Annotated in this window: 18 protein-coding genes and 1 tRNA gene; 8 read left to right on the top strand and 11 right to left on the bottom strand. The window is 71.5% G+C overall.

The genetic code is table 11. From position 1 onward, the window contains the following. Window positions 1-54: 54 nt before the first annotated feature. From ACFWCH_RS17380 to ACFWCH_RS17370, 3 genes are read right to left on the bottom strand one after another with little or no spacing between them, the layout of a single operon-like run. Window positions 55-993 (bottom strand): type II secretion system F family protein, encoded by a 939-nt coding sequence (locus tag ACFWCH_RS17380; protein WP_378803933.1) that lies wholly within the window; start codon window positions 991-993, stop codon window positions 55-57. Then, complete coding sequence (locus ACFWCH_RS17375; protein WP_378803932.1) at window positions 990-1,847, bottom strand: type II secretion system F family protein; 858 nt, start codon at window positions 1,845-1,847, stop codon at window positions 990-992. The genes ACFWCH_RS17380 and ACFWCH_RS17375 overlap by 4 nt, the downstream gene beginning before the upstream one ends. Then, the gene (locus tag ACFWCH_RS17370; RefSeq protein WP_378803931.1) at window positions 1,844-3,034 is read right to left on the bottom strand and encodes a CpaF family protein; all 1,191 of its coding nucleotides are present in this window, start codon (window positions 3,032-3,034) and stop codon (window positions 1,844-1,846) included. The genes ACFWCH_RS17375 and ACFWCH_RS17370 overlap by 4 nt, the downstream gene beginning before the upstream one ends. A gap of 141 nt (window positions 3,035-3,175) precedes the next feature. On the opposite strand from ACFWCH_RS17370, the gene ACFWCH_RS17365 reads away from it, so the two are divergent. The 5 genes from ACFWCH_RS17365 (at window position 3,176) to ACFWCH_RS17345 (ending at window position 6,390) form a co-directional block, all read left to right on the top strand. Next, window positions 3,176-3,976, top strand: coding sequence for a glycosyltransferase family A protein (locus tag ACFWCH_RS17365; RefSeq protein WP_378803930.1), 801 nt, complete (start codon window positions 3,176-3,178; stop codon window positions 3,974-3,976). Then, entirely contained in the window at window positions 3,973-4,821 is an 849-nt protein-coding gene (locus ACFWCH_RS17360) for an endonuclease/exonuclease/phosphatase family protein (protein ID WP_378803929.1), read from the top strand. The genes ACFWCH_RS17365 and ACFWCH_RS17360 overlap by 4 nt, the downstream gene beginning before the upstream one ends. Beyond that, entirely contained in the window at window positions 4,818-5,399 is a 582-nt protein-coding gene (locus tag ACFWCH_RS17355) for a hypothetical protein (protein ID WP_378803928.1), read from the top strand. The genes ACFWCH_RS17360 and ACFWCH_RS17355 overlap by 4 nt, the downstream gene beginning before the upstream one ends. A 66-nt stretch (window positions 5,400-5,465) precedes the next feature. Further along, window positions 5,466-5,547, top strand: a tRNA-Leu gene (locus tag ACFWCH_RS17350). Between the two features lie 78 nt (window positions 5,548-5,625). Further along, a complete protein-coding gene (locus ACFWCH_RS17345; protein WP_136030635.1) occupies window positions 5,626-6,390 on the top strand; it encodes a DedA family protein in 765 nt (254 codons plus the stop codon). Between the two features lie 23 nt (window positions 6,391-6,413). Here ACFWCH_RS17345 and ACFWCH_RS17340 read toward each other — a convergent pair whose 3' ends face one another. Then, complete coding sequence (locus ACFWCH_RS17340) at window positions 6,414-7,223, bottom strand: Ku protein (RefSeq protein WP_136030633.1); 810 nt, start codon at window positions 7,221-7,223, stop codon at window positions 6,414-6,416. Window positions 7,224-7,280: 57 nt separating this feature from the next. Between ACFWCH_RS17340 and ligD the strand changes: the two genes are divergently transcribed. Further along, window positions 7,281-9,269 (top strand): non-homologous end-joining DNA ligase, encoded by a 1,989-nt coding sequence (ligD, locus tag ACFWCH_RS17335; protein ID WP_378803927.1) that lies wholly within the window; start codon window positions 7,281-7,283, stop codon window positions 9,267-9,269. Window positions 9,270-9,284: 15 nt separating this feature from the next. On the opposite strand, the gene ACFWCH_RS17330 is transcribed toward ligD, so the two are convergent. The 4 genes from ACFWCH_RS17330 to murI form a co-directional block, all read right to left on the bottom strand. Continuing rightward, window positions 9,285-10,205, bottom strand: coding sequence for a cation diffusion facilitator family transporter (locus ACFWCH_RS17330; RefSeq protein ID WP_378803926.1), 921 nt, complete (start codon window positions 10,203-10,205; stop codon window positions 9,285-9,287). A 103-nt stretch (window positions 10,206-10,308) separates the two neighbouring features. Beyond that, the gene (rdgB, locus tag ACFWCH_RS17325; RefSeq protein WP_136030627.1) at window positions 10,309-10,908 is read right to left on the bottom strand and encodes an RdgB/HAM1 family non-canonical purine NTP pyrophosphatase; all 600 of its coding nucleotides are present in this window, start codon (window positions 10,906-10,908) and stop codon (window positions 10,309-10,311) included. Then, window positions 10,905-11,642, bottom strand: coding sequence for a ribonuclease PH (gene rph / locus ACFWCH_RS17320; RefSeq protein WP_378803925.1), 738 nt, complete (start codon window positions 11,640-11,642; stop codon window positions 10,905-10,907). The genes rdgB and rph overlap by 4 nt, the downstream gene beginning before the upstream one ends. A 32-nt stretch (window positions 11,643-11,674) precedes the next feature. Beyond that, window positions 11,675-12,511 carry a glutamate racemase gene (gene murI / locus ACFWCH_RS17315; RefSeq protein WP_136030623.1) on the bottom strand — a complete coding sequence of 279 codons (837 nt, stop codon included), beginning with the start codon at window positions 12,509-12,511 and terminating at the stop codon, window positions 11,675-11,677. A gap of 61 nt (window positions 12,512-12,572) precedes the next feature. Between murI and ACFWCH_RS17310 the strand changes: the two genes are divergently transcribed. Beyond that, window positions 12,573-13,898: a nicotinate phosphoribosyltransferase gene (locus ACFWCH_RS17310; protein WP_136030621.1), complete on the top strand. Its 1,326-nt coding sequence runs from the start codon at window positions 12,573-12,575 to the stop codon at window positions 13,896-13,898. Window positions 13,899-13,900: 2 nt separating this feature from the next. Here ACFWCH_RS17310 and ACFWCH_RS17305 read toward each other — a convergent pair whose 3' ends face one another. Genes ACFWCH_RS17305 through ACFWCH_RS17295 form a run of 3 tightly spaced genes read right to left on the bottom strand, consistent with a single transcriptional unit; the run spans window position 13,901 to window position 16,903 of the window. Beyond that, a complete protein-coding gene (locus tag ACFWCH_RS17305; RefSeq protein ID WP_028503536.1) occupies window positions 13,901-14,167 on the bottom strand; it encodes a DUF3039 domain-containing protein in 267 nt (88 codons plus the stop codon). Window positions 14,168-14,207: 40 nt separating this feature from the next. After that, entirely contained in the window at window positions 14,208-15,773 is a 1,566-nt protein-coding gene (locus tag ACFWCH_RS17300) for a hypothetical protein (protein WP_378803924.1), read from the bottom strand. Then, a complete protein-coding gene (locus tag ACFWCH_RS17295) occupies window positions 15,749-16,903 on the bottom strand; it encodes an ATP-binding cassette domain-containing protein (protein WP_308194378.1) in 1,155 nt (384 codons plus the stop codon). The genes ACFWCH_RS17300 and ACFWCH_RS17295 overlap by 25 nt, the downstream gene beginning before the upstream one ends. 133 nt (window positions 16,904-17,036) lie before the next feature. On the opposite strand from ACFWCH_RS17295, the gene ACFWCH_RS17290 reads away from it, so the two are divergent. Continuing rightward, window positions 17,037-18,125: a hypothetical protein gene (locus ACFWCH_RS17290; RefSeq protein WP_378803923.1), complete on the top strand. Its 1,089-nt coding sequence runs from the start codon at window positions 17,037-17,039 to the stop codon at window positions 18,123-18,125. Window positions 18,126-18,196: the final 71 nt, after the last annotated feature.

Here is an 18,196-nt window from a genome sequence, read left to right as displayed (position 1 = left end):
CCCGGGAGCGCCCACCCGCGTCCGCGGTTATCCACAGGCCCTGCGCCCGGCGCGTCAACCGAGGCCGAGCCGCAGGATGAACAGCCCGGGATAGATCGCGAACACCACCGACAGCGGCAGGATCAGGAACACCAGCGGCAGGAGCATCAGGATCTCCTTGCGCCCCGCCTGCTCGATGAGGGTGCGCTTGGCCTCCTCCCGCGCGTCCCCGGCCTGGGCGTGCAACACGGCGGCCAGCGGTGCTCCGTGCTCCAGTGCGGCGACGATCTGGTCCACCGCGCGCGAGAGGCCGGGCAGCTCCAGCCGTGCGGCCATATCGCCCAGCCCCTCCGCGAGCGTCGACCCGGTCCCCACCTCCAGCACGACGCGGCGCAGTTCCCCGGTCAGCTCACCCGACCCCAACCCGGCCACGCGCCGCACCGCGTCGAGGAAGCTCTCGCCGGCCGAGAGGCACAGCGCCAGGAACTCGAGGGTCGTCGGCAGTTCGTCGGCGAGCCGCGTGCGCCGAGCCCTGACGCGGGCGGAGAGCTGCATGTCGTAGCCGATCGCGGCCGTCGTGCCGGCGAGCACCGGGATCACACCGATCGGCACCGACCAGCGACCGGTGAGCACGAGCACGATCACCGCGATCGCACCGGTCGCGATGCCCGCCAGCGTCCAGGCGAGCTGTCTGCCCCGGAACGCGACAGGACTCAGCGCCGACCCCGCCTGCGCCAGGCGCTTGCGCAGCACGTCGCCGTCGCCCACCAGACGCTCGAGGGCATCGCGCACCCGCTCGCCCGGCGAGCTCCGGTGCGCGGGGAGGCGTCCGACGCCCGGAAGCGCCGTCGCCGGCAGCCGCTCATCGTCCACCACGTCGCGCACGTAGGGGGCGATCCGAGACATCAGCGGTGCCGCCCGCCACCGAGGCAGCCGCGCGAGCAGAAGGAGGACCCCGGCCGCGAAACCGCCTCCCAGCAGGACCGCGGCCGCGAGCGCCGTGATCCCGGTCATCCGAACCACCGCCGCGGCTCGGGGAGACGCCCGATGCGGACCATGATGCGGAAGGCCGCGACCGACACCACGGCGCCGACGCAGATCACCACCACCCCCTCGGGGGTGCCGTAGGCCTTGGCTCCCTCGGGTCGCAGCACCAGCAGCGTCAGGATGACCCAGGGCGCGACCGCCCCCAGCACCGCGGCCCCGCGGATCCACGACTGCCGTGCCTCGACCTCTCCGCGCAGCGCCGCATCCGCCCTGACCGACGCCGACAGGGCGCGCAGCACCCCGATCAGCTCGGTGCCCCCGACCTGCCGCGCCATCCGCAGGGTCTCGACGATGCGATCGCCGATCGGGTCGGCGAGCGCATCCTTCAGCCGGTCGAGGCTCGACTCGAACCGGCCACTGCCTTCCAGGTCCCGAGCGAACGCGCGGAAAGCGGGGCGGAGTGCGGGCGGTGCGGACTCGCCGAGCGACGCCACCGCGTCCGGGAGCGACAGCCCGACCCTGATCGACGCGATCAGCAGATCGCACACGTCGGGCCAGAGCTGCCGGCGCAGTCGCCGCAGCCGCCGCCTCCGGCCGCGCAGGAAGGCGACGGGGGCGACCCCTCCCGCGAGGATCGCCAGCGCGGCGAGCACCACGACCCCGGTCATGAGCCAGACGATCGATCCGGCGATGAGGGCCGCCGCGGCGATCGCGGCGATCAGCGCCGAGGCGGGAAGCGCGGGAAAACCGGCCTCCTCCCCGAGCCGCGTCAGGCGCCCCTGCGCAATCGCACGGGGTGCCCGTCGCTCCACCGGCCACAGCCAGGGCGCAAGCAGCAGGAGCAGGCCGGCCGCCAGCATCGCCCCGAGCAGCACGCTCACGCCTGTGCTCCCCCGACGAGGTCCGCGAACGATGCCACCCGGTCCCGCGCTTCCGCGGTCGCGTCGTACACCGTCCGGCAGTGCACACGGCCGTCGCGGACCTCACCCGACGGGGCGAGGATCTCGCGGACGCGGCGTCGTCCTTCCCGATCCCGCTCGCAGTGCACCACGAGGTCGATCGCGGATGCCAGGGCGGGAGCGATGAAACCTCGGTCGATGTTCCGTCCGGCGAGCAGGGGCAGCAGGCAGAGCTTCTCGATCGCCTCGGCCGCGCTGTTGGCGTGCACCGTGCACGCCCCCGGCACGCCGGTGTTGAGCGCCAGGACGAGGTCGAGAGCCTCGGCGTCGCGCACCTCGCCGACCACGAGCCGATCCGGGCGCATGCGCAGCGCCTCCTTCACCAGCCGTCGCAGGGTGATCTCCCCCGTGCCCTCCAGACTGGGCTGCCGTCCTTGCAACGCCACCACGTCGGGCCCGCCGACCGCGAGCTCGAAGGTCTCCTCCACCGTGACGATGCGCTGAGACGACGCGCACGCCGCGAGAAGCGCCCCGAGGATCGTCGTCTTGCCCGCGTGCGTCGCCCCGGACACGATCACGGTCGCCCCCTCGCGCATGGCGGTCGCCAGCTCCGCCGCCGTCGCGGGCGGCAGCGAGCCCTGCGCGACGAGCTCGTCCAGCGTGCGGTGCCCGGTGAGGAATTTGCGGATGTTCACGCTCCACGCGCCGCGCACCACGTCGGCGATCGCGACGTGCAGCCGAGAGCCGTCGGGCAGCGACGCGTCGACGAACGGCCGGCCGATGTCGACGCGGCGTCCCGAGGAGTGCAGCATGCGCTCCACGAGGTCGCGCACGACGGTCTCGTCGAGGCGCAGGCCGGTGCGCTCGGATGTGCCGCCGCGGGCCACGTGCACGCCGCCGTCGCCGTTGACCCAGATCTCCTCGATGTCCGGCGCATCGAGGAGCGGCTGCAGGACCCCGAAGCCGCCGATCGCGGCGAGCACCTCCCTGATGCACGCGCTCTCGTCGTCCACGGGCTCCGCCCCGCGCGCCAGCGCGAGATCGTCGTAGCGCCGCACCTCCGAGCGCGCGATGGATCTCGCACGCTCCGGGTCGTCGGCCGGGTCGACGCCCTCGGCACGCAGGCGACGACGGACGTGTTCGGCGATGGCCGTGGAGGGATGGATCACCCGAGCATCCTGACAAGGATCGCCGCGGCCCCTCCGGAGTTATCCACACCGCCCTATCGACCACCCCCGGGCGCTGTCAACCGTGTCGCGGCAGGTCCCACCCGCCGCCTACGCTGGGCCGACGAGCCGCGAGGAGACGACGTGCAGCGCGCCACACCAGCCACCCCCGACCCCACCGTCACGGTGGTGATCCCGGTCAAGGACGACGCCGCCGAACTGCACCGCTGCCTCACGGCACTCGCCGCGCAGACGCGCGCCCCGGACGAGATCCTGGTGGTCGACAACGCCTCCACCGACGCGTCCGGCGCGGTCGCGTCCGCCCACGGCGTGCGGCTCATCCACTGCGCGACACCCGGCACGGCCGCGGCGAGCGCAGCCGGCTACGACGCCGCGTCGGGAGACGTGCTCCTGCGTCTCGATGCCGACTGCATCCCGGACCGGCAGTGGGTCGAGGTCATGCTCGCGGCCTGCGTGCGCGACCCCGGGGTCGCGGCGTGGACCGGGGGCGCGCTCTTCCTCGACGGACCGCGACCGCTGCGCCGCCCGCTCGCGACCGCGTATCTGCTCGCCTACGCCCTGGTGTGCGGCAGCGCCCTCGGACATGCACCGCTGTTCGGCTCGAACCTCGCGCTCCGGCGCTGGGCGTGGCGCGACGTGCGCGACCGCGTGCACCGCGACGACCCCGAGGTGCACGACGACCTCGACCTCGCGTTCCACCTCGGCGAACGCCACCGCATCCGCTGGGCGCGCGAGGCGGGGATGGGCATCTCGATGCGTCCCTTCCACAGCGGCCGTTCGTTCGCCCGCCGCGTGCACCGCGGCGTCCGCACGGTGCTGATCCACTGGCCGGAGGACTTCCCGCCCGTGCGGTGGACGCGGCTGGCCCTGCGCCGCACGCTGCATCGGCTCGGCGTCGCCGCTCCAGCGAGGTGGCGGGCGTGAGCGCGCCGCTCCTCGGCCGTCCGCGCGACACCGAGCTGCTGATCATGAGCGTCAACGTGCGCCGCGACCTCGGTGTGCTGGCGGTGCGGGCGGCCGACCGCTGGGCCACCCGCCGGGACCACGTCGCCGCGATGCTGCGCGCCGAGCAGCCGACGGTGCTCGCGGTGCAGGAGTCGCTGCCCGCGCAGGCGCGTGCGATCCGGGCGGCCCTCGGCCCCGCATACGGCTCGATCGGCCACGGTCGGCGTCCCGGTCCCCGCGGCGAGGGATGCCCGGTGTTCTACGACAGGGAGCGGCTCGAGCTGCTCGACGGATGGCAGCGCGCGCTGTCCGACCGTCCCGAGGTGCCGGGCTCGATCGCGTGGACGAGCGTCCTTCCGCGGGTCGTCGTGGGCGCGCGGTTCCGCGACCGTCGCTGCGGGGTCGAGTTCACGCTCCTCAACACGCACCTGGACGCGTTCTCGCCGTGGGCGCGGAGGCGGCAGGCCGCAGAGGTGCACGCCGCGGCGGTCGCAGCGGGGACTCCGGTCGTCGTCACCGGAGACCTCAACGCGGCCGAGGGCTCGGCGCCGTGGCGGGCGCTCACCGCGGACGGGGTGCTGCGCGACACCTGGCGTGTGGCAGACACCAGGGCGACGCCGGCGTGGGGCACGTTCGCGCACTACCGGACGCCCCGGGTCGGCCGACGCATCGATGCGATCCTCGCGTCCGCGGAGGTGCACGTGGTCCGGGCGGGGGTCGATCCGCGGCAGCACGGTGGCGGCTGGCCGTCGGACCACCTTCCGGTTCAGGCCCTGGTCGACTTCGCTCCGCCGGCACCGGGTCCCCTCGGGGAGGGCGCATGAAAGACGACTTCCTCCGCCCGCCCCGCACCGTCGCCGAGTACGCGGCCGACGGCGTGCGGGCGATCGGCGTGCTGAGCGTGATCATCGCGGCGATCTGGTCGACCCCCACCGACGCGGGCGTGCTGGCGTTCGCGCTCCCGGCGCTCATGCTGCCCCGTGCGCTCGGCTTGCGCGGGGGAGCCGACCTCGCGGTCGGAGCGATCGTGCTGATCGCGGCCGTGAGCAACGTGTTCGACCTGTACCGCTCGCTGCCGGGCTGGGACCTCGTGGTGCACTTCCTCTGCACGGGTGTGATCGCCGCCACCGGCTACGTGGTGCTCGCGCGCCTCGGCATCGTCCCTCCCCAGGGCTCCCCCGCGTTCCGCCCGCGTCTCCCGCTCGTCGTCTGCCCGCTCATCGGACTCGCGGCCAGCGCGCTGTGGGAGATGGTCGAGTGGGCGGGCCGCACGTTCATCACGACGGAGATCTTCGTCACCTACGAGGACACGATCGGGGACATGGCGATGGGCGGGCTCGGCGCCCTGGTCGCGGGAGCCGTCGTCGCGGCGGTCGGACTCGAGCGCGATCCGCGCCGCTGAGACGGGAAACTGCGGGCCGATCCCCAGAGTGGAGCTCGGCCCGGGTCAGTAGACTGAACCCACCGCGCGGGAGTGGTGGAATTGGCAGACACGCAGGATTTAGGTTCCTGTGCCTCACGGCGTGTGGGTTCAAGTCCCACCTTCCGCACGACGGGTGCTGTGGCATCCCTCATCGCACTACCGCCGACAATTCACGACCGACGGGACTCCTTCCGTGCTCGAAAGCATGCTGCACGCACCGACCGCCCTCATCCCCTGGCTGGATCCGCAGACGATCATCGCCGCGGCAGGGCCCTGGGCACTGCTCGTCGTGTGCTTCATCGTGTTCGCCGAGACCGGGCTCCTGGTCGGCTTCCTGCTCCCCGGTGACACGCTCCTGATCATCGCCGGGCTGCTCACCCACACCAGCAACGTCTTCGGCGTGAACATCTGGGTCGTCACGCTCCTCATCGCGCTGTCGGCGTTCATCGGCGGCGAGGTCGGCTACTACATCGGCCACAAGGGCGGTCCGGCCATCTTCGAACGCAAGGAGTCCGGCCTCTTCAGCAGGAAGAACGTCGAGCGCACCAACGCCTTCTTCGAGCGGTTCGGCGGCATCACCGTGATCCTCGCCCGCTTCGTCCCCATCGTGCGCACCTTCGCCCCGGTCGCGGCCGGCGTGGGCCACATGCCGTGGCGGCGCTACACCCTCTATAACCTCATCGGCGCGATGCTGTGGGGCTTCGGACTCACGATGGTCGGCTACCTGATCGCGTACATCCCCTGGGTGCGCGACCTCGTCGTCGACTACATCGACGTGATCCTCCTGATCGCCGTCGGTGGCACGGCCGCGGTCACGCTGTGGCACTACCTCACGGAGCGTCACAAGGCGAAGAAGGCCGCGGCGGCGGGCGAGGATGTGGTGACCGACCACCGCGAGGCCGAGGAGCTCGCCCTCGATCCCGAGGTGTTCGACCGCGCGCCCGACCTGGACGGCGACGGCAAGCACTGACCCGGTCCGCCGGGTCCGGCACGTCAGCCGGCGCTCTTCGCGCGCTTCTCCTTCGACCGCGCCACGCTCGCCCGCAGGGCCTCCATGAGGTCGATCACCTCGCCGCCGTCCGCCGCCTTCTCGGTGTCTCCGAAGGTCTCCGCGACATCGAAGGTCTCCCCCGCGTCGATCTTCGCGTCGATCAGGGTCCGGAGCTCCTTCTGGTACTCGTCGACGAACTCCTCCGGGTCGAAGTCGGCGGAGTAGCTGTCGACCAGGGAGGACGACAGCTCGAGCTCCTTCTTCGAGATCCGCACGTCCTCGTCGAGCGAGGGGAACTCCGCCTCGCGCACCTCGTCCGACCAGAGCAGCGTCTGCAACACCAGCACCTTGCCCCGCACGCGCAGCGCCGCGAGTCGCGTCTTCTGCCGCAGGGTGAAGCGCACGATCGCCGTGCGGTCGGTCTGCTCGAGCGTCTTGCGAAGCAGCACGTACGCCTTGGGCGACTTCGAATCCGGCTCGAGGTAGTAGGGCTTGTCGAGCGTGAGCGGGTCGACCTGGTCGGACGGCACGAACTCGACCACGTCGATCTCCCGGCTCTTCTCCGCCGGGAGGGCCGCGAGGTCGTCCTTGGTGAGCACGACCGTCTGTCCGTCCTCCACGTAGGCGCGGTCGATGTCGGAGTACGCGACGGTCTCGCCGCACACCTCGCACGTGCGCTGATAGCGGATGCGCCCGCCGTCCTTGTCGTGCACCTGATGCAGCGGCACGTCGTGGTCCTCCGTCGCCGAGTACACCTTGACCGGGACGTTCACGAGCCCGAACGTCAGTGCGCCCTTCCAGATGGTCCTCATCCCACCAGTAGACACCAGCCCCACCTGTCACGACCAGCCCTTGACTACGCTGGGCCCATGGTGGGAGAGGCGCAGGTCGTGCAGATCGACGGCCGACGGCTGCGCGTCACGAACCTCGACAAGATCGTGTACCCCGCCACCGGCACCACCAAGGGCGAGATCATCGCCTACTACACCGCGATCGCGCCGCAGCTGCTGCCGCTCCTGCACGGTCGCCCCGTCACCCGGAAGCGCTGGGTGGAGGGGGTGGGAACCGCAGAGGCCCCGGCCGACGCGTTCTTCACGAAGCAGCTCGAACCCGGCGCCCCGGAGTGGATCGCCCGCCAGGCCATCCAGCACTCCGACGGACCGAAGGAGTATCCGCTGGTCGACGACGTGCCGACGCTGGTGTGGCTCGCCCAGGTGGCCGCGATCGAGCTGCACGTGCCGCAGTGGCGGTTCACGGCGGACGGTCTGCCCGGACGCCCCGACCGCCTGGTGCTCGACCTCGATCCCGGTCCGGGCGTCGGGCTGCCCGAGTGCGCCGAGGTCGCCCGCCTGGCCCGGGTGCTCCTGCGGGGCATGGGGCTCGATCCGCTCCCGGTGACCAGCGGCAGCAAGGGCATCCACCTCTACGCCGCCCTGCCAGGGGAACAGACCAGCGCCGAGGTCTCCGCGGTCGTGAAGGAGCTCGCCCGCATCATCGAGAACGAGCACCCCGACCTCGCCACCAGCGTGATGTCGAAGGCCGTCCGCGGCGGGCGCGTGTTCCTCGACTGGAGCCAGAACAACGCCAAGAAGACCACGATCTCCCCGTACTCGCTGCGGGGGCGCGAGCGGCCGTGGGTCGCGGCGCCGCGCACGTGGGACGAGCTCGACGATCCGGGGCTCGCGCACCTCGAACTCGACGAGGTGCTGGCACGGGCCGCCTCGGGCATCGATCCGCTCGCATCGCTCCACCCGTCCACCCACACCGCCGCTCCGGTCGCGGCGCCTCCCGCGCGCGAGTCCGCGGTCGCCGCCACATCCCGGCCGGCCGAGTCCCCCGCCCGCAAGCGGCGCCCGCTGGCCACCGCCGCCGCGCCCACCGCGGGCACCACACTGCCCTCGCTCGACCCGATGCTCGCCGAGACCGGCACGCCGGCGCTCGCTCGGGGCCTCAGCTCCCCGTCGTGGGTCGAGGTGAAGTGGGACGGGATCCGGGCGATCGGCACCTGGCGCGACGGTCGCATGCTGCTCCACGCCCGGCGCGGCACCGACATCACCGCGCGATACCCCGAGCTCACGGCCGATGGGGCGCCGTTCCTCCCGGTCGACGAGGCGATCGTCGACGGGGAGATCGTCGCGTTCGACGCCCACGCACGGCCGAGCTTCTCCCTGTTGCAGAACCGGATGCACTTGACCCGCCCGCGCGAGATCGAGCGCGAGGTGGTGCGCACGCCCGTCGTCTACATGCTGTTCGACCTGCTCCGGCTCGACGGGCACGACCTCACGGGCATGCCGCTGCGCGAACGCCGCACGCTGCTGGAAGACCTGGTCGCCGACCTCGAGGCGCCGGTCCAGGTGCCGCCGGTGTTCGACGACGTGGACGCGGCCCTCGGCGCGAGCGACGAGTTCGGTCTCGAGGGCGTCGTGGTGAAGGACCCCGCGTCCCGCTACCGCCCCGGCGTCCGCTCACCGTCCTGGCTCAAGCTGAAGAACACGCGCATGCAGGAGGCCGTGATCGTGGGCATCCGTCCGGGCAAGGGCGAACGCGACGGCACGCTCGGGTCCCTGCTGCTGGCCGTGCCCGACGAGGGAGAACTGCGCTACGTCGGACGGGTCGGCACGGGGTTCAGCGACCGGATGCTCCGCGAGCTGATGGCGCGCCTCGAGCCGCTGCGGGTGTCCGCTCCGCCGCTCGACGGCGTGCCGAGGCCCGACGCCTCGGACGCGCTGTGGGTGCGACCGGAGCTCGTGGGCGAGGTCGAGTTCGGCAACTGGACACCGGACGGCATCCTCCGTCACGCGCGGTGGCGGGGCCTCCGGCCGGACAAGACCCCCGACGAGATCACCGTCGAGGAGTGAGCGCCGGTCGCCGTGTCACGCGTGGTGCGGCTCGCAGTCCGACTGCTCGGCTGGCTCGATCTGGAAGGTGGAGTGCGCCACGTCGAAGTGGTCGGCGAGGCACGACTGCATCTCGGCGAGGAGAGCGGCGGAGCGCCCGTCCGCCAGGAGTGCGGGCTCCACACTCACGTGGGCGGTGAACACCGGGGCTCCGCGCGTGAGCTGCCACACGTGCACGTCGTGCACGCCGACCACCCCTGCATAGCCGAGCAGGTGTGTGCGGATCTCGCTGACGGCCGTGCCCTTCGGAGCCGATTCGGACAGCACCGAGAAGACCTCGCGCAACAGCGAGATCGCCCGCGGGATGATCATGGCCGCGATGAACAGCGAAGCGATGGCGTCGGCCGGCATCCAGCCCGTGAGCAGGATCACGGCGGCCGCGACGATGACAGCCAGCGAGCCCAGCAGGTCGCCCATCACCTCGAGATAGGCCCCGCGCACGTTGATGCTGGTCTTCTGGGCTCGGCTGAGCAGCCACATCGACACGGCGTTGGCCACCAGGCCGACGACCGCGACGACGAGCATGAGACCGCCGGCGACCTCCACCGTGTTCGGATTCAGCAGGCGCTCGACCCCCTGGACGGCCACCACGGTGGCCAGCGCGATCAGGATCACCGCGTTGATCAGCGCGCCGAAGACCTCGGCGCGCTGGTAGCCGAACGTCCGACGGTCGTCCGCGGGTCGGGCGGCGACGGTGGCCGCGATGAGCGCGATCACGAGCGCGGAGGCGTCGGTGAACATGTGGGCCGCGTCGGCGAGCAGCGCCAGCGATCCGGTGAGCAGAGCGCCGACCACCTGCACGATCATGACCGTGGCGGTCAGCGTCAACGAGATGGCGAGCAGGCGTCTGCTGCTCGCCGAGCGGAGACCGCCGGGCGCGGGCGCGTGATCGTGCATGCCTCCAGGCTAGACCGGGGATCGCCCCGGAACGGCCGATCCTGGCTAGTCGGGAAGGGTAACGATTCTCACCGTCAGCAGGACTTCTCCGCGACCGCCCAGGTCAGAGTCCTGCGAGCAGGGGCATCAGGGCGGTGAAGGCGCGGGCGCGGTGCGACTGCGCCTGCTTCTCCTCGGCGGTGAACTCCCCGACCGTGCGCTCGGCTCCCGCGTCCTGGCCGTCCGGGACGAACACGGGGTCGTAGCCGAAGCCGCCGTCGCCGGACGCCGCGTGCGCGAGCCGTCCCGGCCAGATCCCCTCGACCACGTGCTCGGCCCCACCCGGGACCACGAGCGCGATCGTCGACGTGAAGTGTGCGGCTCGGTGCGGGTCGGCGATGTCGCGGAGCTGGTCGAGCAGCAGCTCCCGGTTCGCCACCGCGTCCTTCTTCTGTCCGGCCCAGTACGCGGAGAAGACACCGGGTGATCCGCCGAGCACGTCCACGCAGATGCCCGAGTCGTCGGCGAGCGCCGGAAGCCCGGTGTGCGCGGCGGCCGCCCTGGCCTTGAGCAGCGCGTTCTCCGCGAAGGTCACGCCGTCCTCCACGGGCTCGGGGCCGTCATAGCCGACCACCTCCAGGTCGGGCCTGGCCTGGGCGACGATCTGCTGGAACTCCTCGACCTTGTGCGGGTTGTGGGTCGCCAGGACGACGCGCACGGTCACTCCCCCGCCAGCGCCGCGAGCTGCCGCGCCTTCAGGTCTTCGCAGCCCGCGAGTCCCAGCTCCAGGAGCGCGTCGAGCTCGCGCTTGTCGAACGGCGCCCCCTCGGCGGTGCCCTGCACCTCGACGAACAGGCCGCGACCGGTCACGACCACGTTCATGTCGGTCTCGGCGCGCACGTCCTCGACGTACGCGAGGTCGAGCAGGGGCTCGCCGTCGACGATCCCGACCGACACCGCCGCGACCGAGTCGAGCAGCGGCGTCGAGTTGCGCCCGATGAACTTCTTCTCGCGGCCCCACTCGATGGCGTCGGCAAGGGCGACGTAGGCGCCCGTGATGGCCGCCGTGCGGGTGCCGCCGTCGGCCTGCAGCACGTCGCAGTCGATCACGATCGTGTTCTCGCCGAGCGCCTTGGTGTCGACCACGGCGCGCAGGGCACGGCCGATGAGCCGCGAGATCTCGTGCGTGCGACCGCCGATGCGACCCTTCACGCTCTCGCGGTCGTTGCGGCTGTTGGTCGCGCGCGGGAGCATCGCGTACTCGGCCGTCACCCAGCCCTTGCCCTTGCCGGTGAGCCAGCGCGGCACGCCGTTCGTGAACGAGGCGGTGCACAGCACTTTGGTGCCCCCGAAGCTGATTAGGGCCGATCCCTCGGCCTGCGCGCTCCAGCCGCGCTCGATGGTGATCTCGCGCAGCTGCGAGGCGAAACGGCCGTCGGCACGGACGATGTCGGTCATGGGCTTCTCTCGGTTCGGGACGGGCGAGCGGATCAGCGCGCGTCGAGCGCGGGGTCGGGGAGGGTGATGACGCCGGTGTGGACGAGCTGCACGTCGCGCACCTCGCGGCCCATCAGCCGGTTGGCGAGCGCGGTGAAATCGTCGGCCGAGTCGCCCGTCGCCTCGTAGACGTAGGTGGCGGTGGCATCCGCAGGGGCCAGCAGATCGCCGCGCACGAGCTGACGGTAGACGTCGCCGGCCGTCTCGTCATCGCTCGACACGAGGGTCACGCCTTCGCCCATCACGTAGCTGATGGCACCGCGGAGGAACGGGTAGTGCGTGCAGCCGAGGACGAGCGTATCCACGTCGGCCTCTCGCAGCGGCGCGAGGTACTCCTCCGCGACGGCGAGCACCTCCGGGGTTCCGGTGACCCCGGCCTCAACGAACTCGACGAACCGCGGACAGGCGGCCGTGAAGACCTGCAGGCGCTCGTTCACCTCGAGCATGTCCTGGTACGCGCGGGAGCCGATCGTGCCGACCGTGCCGATCACGCCGACCCGGCCGTTGCGCGTGGTCGAGACGGCTCGGCGCACCGCGGGGCCGATGACCTCCACCACCGGGACGTCGTAGCGCTCGCGCGCATCGCGCAGCATCGCCGCCGAGGCCGTGTTGCAGGCGATCACGAGCATCTTCACGCCCTGGTCGACCAGGGTGTCGAGCACCTCGAGAGCGTAGCGGCGCACGTCGGCGATCGGCTTCGGGCCGTAGGGCGAGTGCGCGGTGTCGCCGATGTAGACGAAGGATTCTCTGGGCAGCTGGGCGCGGATGGCCCTGGCCACCGTGAGCCCGCCGACACCGGAGTCGAAGATCCCGATCGGCGCGTCATTCATGACTCCCCAGCCTACCCGCGCGCGGCAGGGCGCGCGTATCGCGGCTCACTATGCTGGGCGGATGACCACGTCGACGGCGCTGCTCACCGACCGTTACGAGCTCACGATGCTCGCCGCCTCGCTCCGGGACGGCACCGCGTTCCGTCCGAGCGTGTTCGAGCTGTTCTCGCGTCGCCTGTCCGGCGGCCGGCGCTTCGGCGTCGTCGCGGGCACCGGGCGCCTGCTGAGCCTGCTCCGCGACTTCCGGTTCGGCGACGACGAGCTGCGCTTCCTGCGCGACGAGCAGGTCGTCGACACCGAGACGCTCTCCCACCTCGAGCGTTACCGCTTCACGGGCTCGGTCCGCGGGTACCGCGAGGGCGAGCTCTACTTCCCCGGCTCCCCCATCCTCACGGTGGAGGGATCCTTCGCGGATGCCGTCGTCCTGGAGACCCTCGCGCTGAGCGTGCTCAACCACGACTCCGCGGTCGCGACGGCCGCGGCGCGCATGAGCATCGCGGCCGGTGAGCGACCGCTGGCCGAGATGGGATCTCGCCGTGCGGCCGAGCGCTCCGCCGTCGCCGCGGCCCGCGCCGCCTACATCGCGGGTTTCACCGCCACGAGCAACCTGGAGGCCGGCCGCACGTGGGGCATCCCCACGATGGGCACGGCGGCGCACTCCTGGACGCTGCTGCACGACTCCGAGGAGGACGCCTTCCGCGCCCAGGTCGCGAGCATGGGCGTCGACACCACCCTGCTGGTCGACACGTACGACATCCGCAGCGGCGTCGAGACGGCGATCCGCGTGGCAGGAACCGAGCTGGGCGGCGTCCGGATCGACTCCGGTGACCTGCCGATCGTGGCCGCCGAGGTCCGCGCACAGCTGGACGAGCTGGGAGCGACGGGAACGCGCATCACCGTCACCAGCGACCTCGACGAGTACGCGATCGCCGCTCTCGCCGCGTCACCCGTCGACGCGTACGGCGTCGGCACCTCGGTCGTGACCGGGTCCGGCTACCCCACTGCGAGCATGGTGTACAAGCTGGTCGCGCGGCAGGATGCCGACGGAGCCTGGATCGGGGTGGCCAAGGCCTCCGCCGACAAGGCGTCGTTCGGGGGGCGGAAGGCAGCGTTCCGGACGCTGTCCGACGGCGTCGCGACGGCGGAGACCGTCGTCGTCTCGGACGGGTTCGAAGAGCTCGACACGCCCGCTGAGCACGCGGACGGCCGGCCGCTCCAGGTCACTCTCGTCGAGGACGGCGACATCGACACCGCGCACGAGGGTGTCGCCGGGACGGCGGCCGCCCGCGCACATCACCTTCGCGTGCGCGAGGAGCTGCCGGTGCGCGCCCTGGCGCTCAGCAAGTCCGACCCGGCGATCCCGACCGTCTACCTCGAGGCCGACTGAGGTCAGCCGACCATCGACTCGTAGATCTCCTTGCACGTCGGGCAGATCGGGAACTTCTCCGGATCGCGGCCCGGCGTCCACTTCTTGCCGCAGAGAGCGCGTACCGGCTTCCCGGTGATCGCGGACTCGAGGATCTTGTCCTTCTTCACGTAGTGCGAGAAGCGCTCGTGGTCGCCCGGTTCGAGGTTCTCCTCCCGGAGGAGCTCTTCCAGTTCGCGATCAAGCGTTGCCACGCCGCCCTGATCGGGGCTGTCCAGCGGAGTACTCATTCCGCGATTCTAGCCGCGTCGGGGGGCCGGTGGGCGGCCGTCACGCGGTCTCGACGAACTCCATGAGCCGCTCTCCGCTGTGCTCGAAGATGCGCCCGCCGAGCACAGCCCCGGCGACGAGCACGATCGCGCCGGTGAACAGCCCCACCCAGAACGCCGCGGGCGCGAACGCCGAACCGGAGACGATCGTGGCCGCGAAGAGCCAGATCGTCGGCACGCTCAGGACGATGGATCCGAGGAACGCCGCGGCGGGGCCGTAGGCACCGTGGGACGTCGGCCGCTGCGGCTGCTGGAAGGGGCTGTCCCCGGGTCGCGACACCGCGTACGGTGCGACCACCGACACCACGCTCGAGATGCCGAGGGCGCACAGCAGGAGACTGACCGCGAGACCCACCAGCGGAAGGAGGAGGGTCCAGCTCCCCACGAGCAGCAACGACAGCGGCACCGCGATCGCGAGCACCGGCACGGCCACGAGGAGCACCGGGACGAGCCGTCCGAGGCGGTCGGGAAGGCCGCGTACCCCGCTCGCCACGTGCGTCCACAGCGCGGTCGAGTCGTAGGCGATGTCGTTGTGGGGCAGCCAGCCGAAGAACAGCGCCATCACCGGAACCGGGATGAGGGCCGCGATCTCGATCGGGACACCGGCGACGATGAGCGGCAGCACCGTCAGCACCCCGGCGACGGGCACGACGATCACGTTCATGATGTAGCGACGGTCCCGCAGCCAGTACACGAGGCTGCGCGACGCGATCGCTCCGAAAGCGTTGGACGGCAGCAGGCCGAACCAGCCGAGGCCCGTGCGCTCCCGTGCCGTGACGGGCCGCTCGGTGGTCGTCAGCAGACGACGGACGAACCACGCCCAGACGAGGGCGAGGGCGATGGCCGTGACCACAGCGACGGCACCGCTCGCCCACGCCGTCCCGGTCTCTCCTGCCGCCGCGGCGAACGCAGAGGCCGGAGCCGCAGCGAACGGAGTGACGCCGATCACCGACGTGAGCGTCGCGATCGACGCGGGCACGTCACCGTCCCATCGCAACGAACCGAGGAACACGGCGACGGGGAATGCGATCACGATCAGGGCGAGCGCGAACAGGGCGGTGAGCTCCCTCGATCGACGCTCCGGGAGCAGCATCGCGTTCAGCGCCATGCCGATCCGGGCGATCAGGGCCGTGATGAACAGGCCGAGCAGAGACATGATCACCGCGAGTGGCCACGGCGCGCCCGCCTCGATCGCGACGATGCACACGCTGGCATAGACGGCGAGAAGGGCGAGGCTCGGCACGCTCACCAGCGAGGCGAGCATGAGCACCCAGGGCAGCCGGCTCTCGTCGACGCCGAACACCGCGAACCGACGGGGGTCGAGCTGGTCCACCGCCCCGACCAGCAGCGGCCCCACGAGGAAGCCGAGCAGCACCGCCGCGCCGCCGAGCACGGTGACCGCGCTGGCGACCGGCACGGAGGCGTCGGTCAGGCTGAACACCGCGACGCAGACCACGACCGTCACGGCGACGACGGCCCCGAAGGACAGCAGTGTGCGGATCCGGCGTTCACCGCGGAGTGCGCCGAGGAGGAGCGCGAACCTCAGTCGGAGAACGTGTGCAGCCATTCCAGCCCCTCCACCTCGCCGCTGGAGCCCGCGAGCTCGACGAAGCGCGATTCGAGGGTCTGCCCCGCGCGGACCTCGTCGATCGTCCCCTCCGCGAGCACCTCGCCGTTGACGATGATCGCCACACGCGAGCACACCCGCTCGACCAGGTCCATGCCGTGGCTCGACAGGATCACGGTGCCCCCGTGGGCGACGTAGGCGCGGAGGATGTCAAGGATGACGGCGGATGACACGGGGTCGACCGACTCGAAGGGCTCGTCGAGCACCAGCACGCGGGGCGAGTGGATCATCGCACCGGCGAGCATGATCTTCTTCGTCATACCCGCGGAGTAGTCCGACACCACGCGGTTGAGCGCGTCTCCGAGATCGAAGGCGCGAGCCAGATCCGCGGCGCGCTTCTCGATGACGTCAGCCGCCAGCCCGCGAAGCAGTCCGTAGTAGTAGAGGAGTTGTCGGCCGGTCAGGCGGTCGAAGGTGCGAAGGCGGTCGGGAAGCACTCCCATGACGCGCTTGGCGGCGAGAGGGTCGACGGCCTGGTCGATGCCGCAGATCACGACGCTCCCCTCGTCGGCGCGCAGCAGCCCCGCGACGATCGAGAGCGTGGTGGTCTTGCCCGCACCGTTCGGTCCGACGATCCCGTAGAACGAGGCGGCGGGCACCGACAGGTCGATGCCGTCGACGGCGCGGTTGTCGCCGAACTGCTTCACCAGGCCGCGGATGCGGATCGCCTCGGTGCTCGGCTGGTCCTCACGGGAACCCTCGGCACGCAGCGGCGGCTCCTGCGAGGTCTCCGGATCGACGACGACGACGGAGTCGTCCGTCAGCGCGTCGGCTGTGGGGTTCGGCACGGGCTCCACCGCATCGGCGGGCACGGGAACGGCTGTGCTCTCGGCGGTCGGCTCGAGCTCTGCGACGATGGTGTCCGCGCCCGGATCATCGGACGCCGCTTCACCCACAGAGCCGGCGGACATCGGAGCTACCGTGTCGTCCGCCACCGCGGTGGCGGACGCAATCGCGACGCCCTCACCGTCCACGGCGGGCGTCTCCGTGACGGTCTCGAGCGCGGCAGCCCCGTCGGCCGCCGCCTCCTCGCCGGTCCCCTCGTGCGTCGCCTGCTCGGCTGCCGCCATCTCGGCTGCGACTTTCTCGGCTGCGACTTTCTCGGCTGCGACTTTCTCGGCTGCGGCCTTCTCAGCCGCGGCTTTCTCAGCTGCGGCCTTCTCGGCTGCGGCCTTCTCGGCTGCGGCCTTCGCGGCAGCCGTCTTGGCCGCCGCCGTCTTCGCCGACGCGGAGCGCGCCGTGCTCTTCGCCGCTGCCGACTTGGCCGCCGCCGCCTTCGCCGCCGCCGTCTTCGCAGCGGTCGCTGTGGACGTCGCCGCCCGTGGGGACGTCGGCGTGGCCGCCGCGTTCTTCACCGCCGCCGCCCGGGAGGCGCCGGCCTGTCGGGGTCGCGCGGGTGTGCGCGCTGCCGTGTTCCTCGCCGCCGCGAGTCGCGCCGCATCGGCGCTGCGCGCTGCGGGCGCCACGGCTGAAGCATCAACGCTGCCCTTGGGTGTCGGCTCCACCACGACCTCGAGCGACGCGGCGGCATTTTCTGCGGCCGCCTTGGCCGGTGCCGCCGTTGCGCTGACGCTCTTCGCCGATGCGGAGGTCTTCGCCGCCGCCTTCGACGCCGCAGCCTTCGATGCCGTGGCCTTCGATGCCGTGGCCTTCGATGACGAGGCCTTCGATGACGAGCCCTTCGCTCCCGCGGCTTGCGATGCTGACGTCTTCGCTGCCGTGGCCTTCGCTGCCGTCGTCTTCGCTGCCGCAGCCTTCGATGCCGTGGCCTTCGATGACGAGGCCTTCGATCCCGCGCCTTGCGATGCTGACGTCTTCGCTGCCGACGTCTTCGACGCAATCGTCTTCGCTGCCGACGTCTTCGATGCCGCCGTCTTCGCGCCCGTGGGCTGTGGCGTCGCGCCGCTCTCGTCGGCGCTCTTCTTCACCGCCGCCCCGCCCGTCGCCTTCTTCACGGTGGTGGTGCTGCGGCGAGGCGCACGTGGCTTCTTGGCCGCGGTCGCGGCGGTCGCCTTCTTCGCGCTCTCCGCCGCTGACGCACTCGCGTCGGGCGTTCCCGAAGGGGTCTCGTTCGTGTCCACCTCGGCGGTGCGGTCGTCAGGGGAGGAAGTCACCGTCCTACGGTATCAATGGGCGGCTTCCAGCCAAGGCCCCACGCGACAATCCGACATGCAGACCGCAACGCGAGGAGGAATGCAAGGGGGTTGCCGAGGCTGTGCGTTGCGTGTGTACTCGGTCACGAAATGGCAACAGGGACCTCTGGGCCCCGGGCTTCCCAGGCGGAATCGCTAGCATGATTCCCGGCACGACGAAGTGTCTGGTCGGTGAACCGGCCGTGAACACAACTTCCTTTAGGAGCACTC

The organism is Microbacterium sp. NPDC060132, from assembly GCF_042729675.1.
GTDB classification, from domain to species: Bacteria; Actinomycetota; Actinomycetes; order Actinomycetales; family Microbacteriaceae; genus Microbacterium; species Microbacterium sufflavum.
Note: the sequence above shows the minus strand (reverse complement) of the source record. Positions and strands in the feature narration are given on the sequence as shown.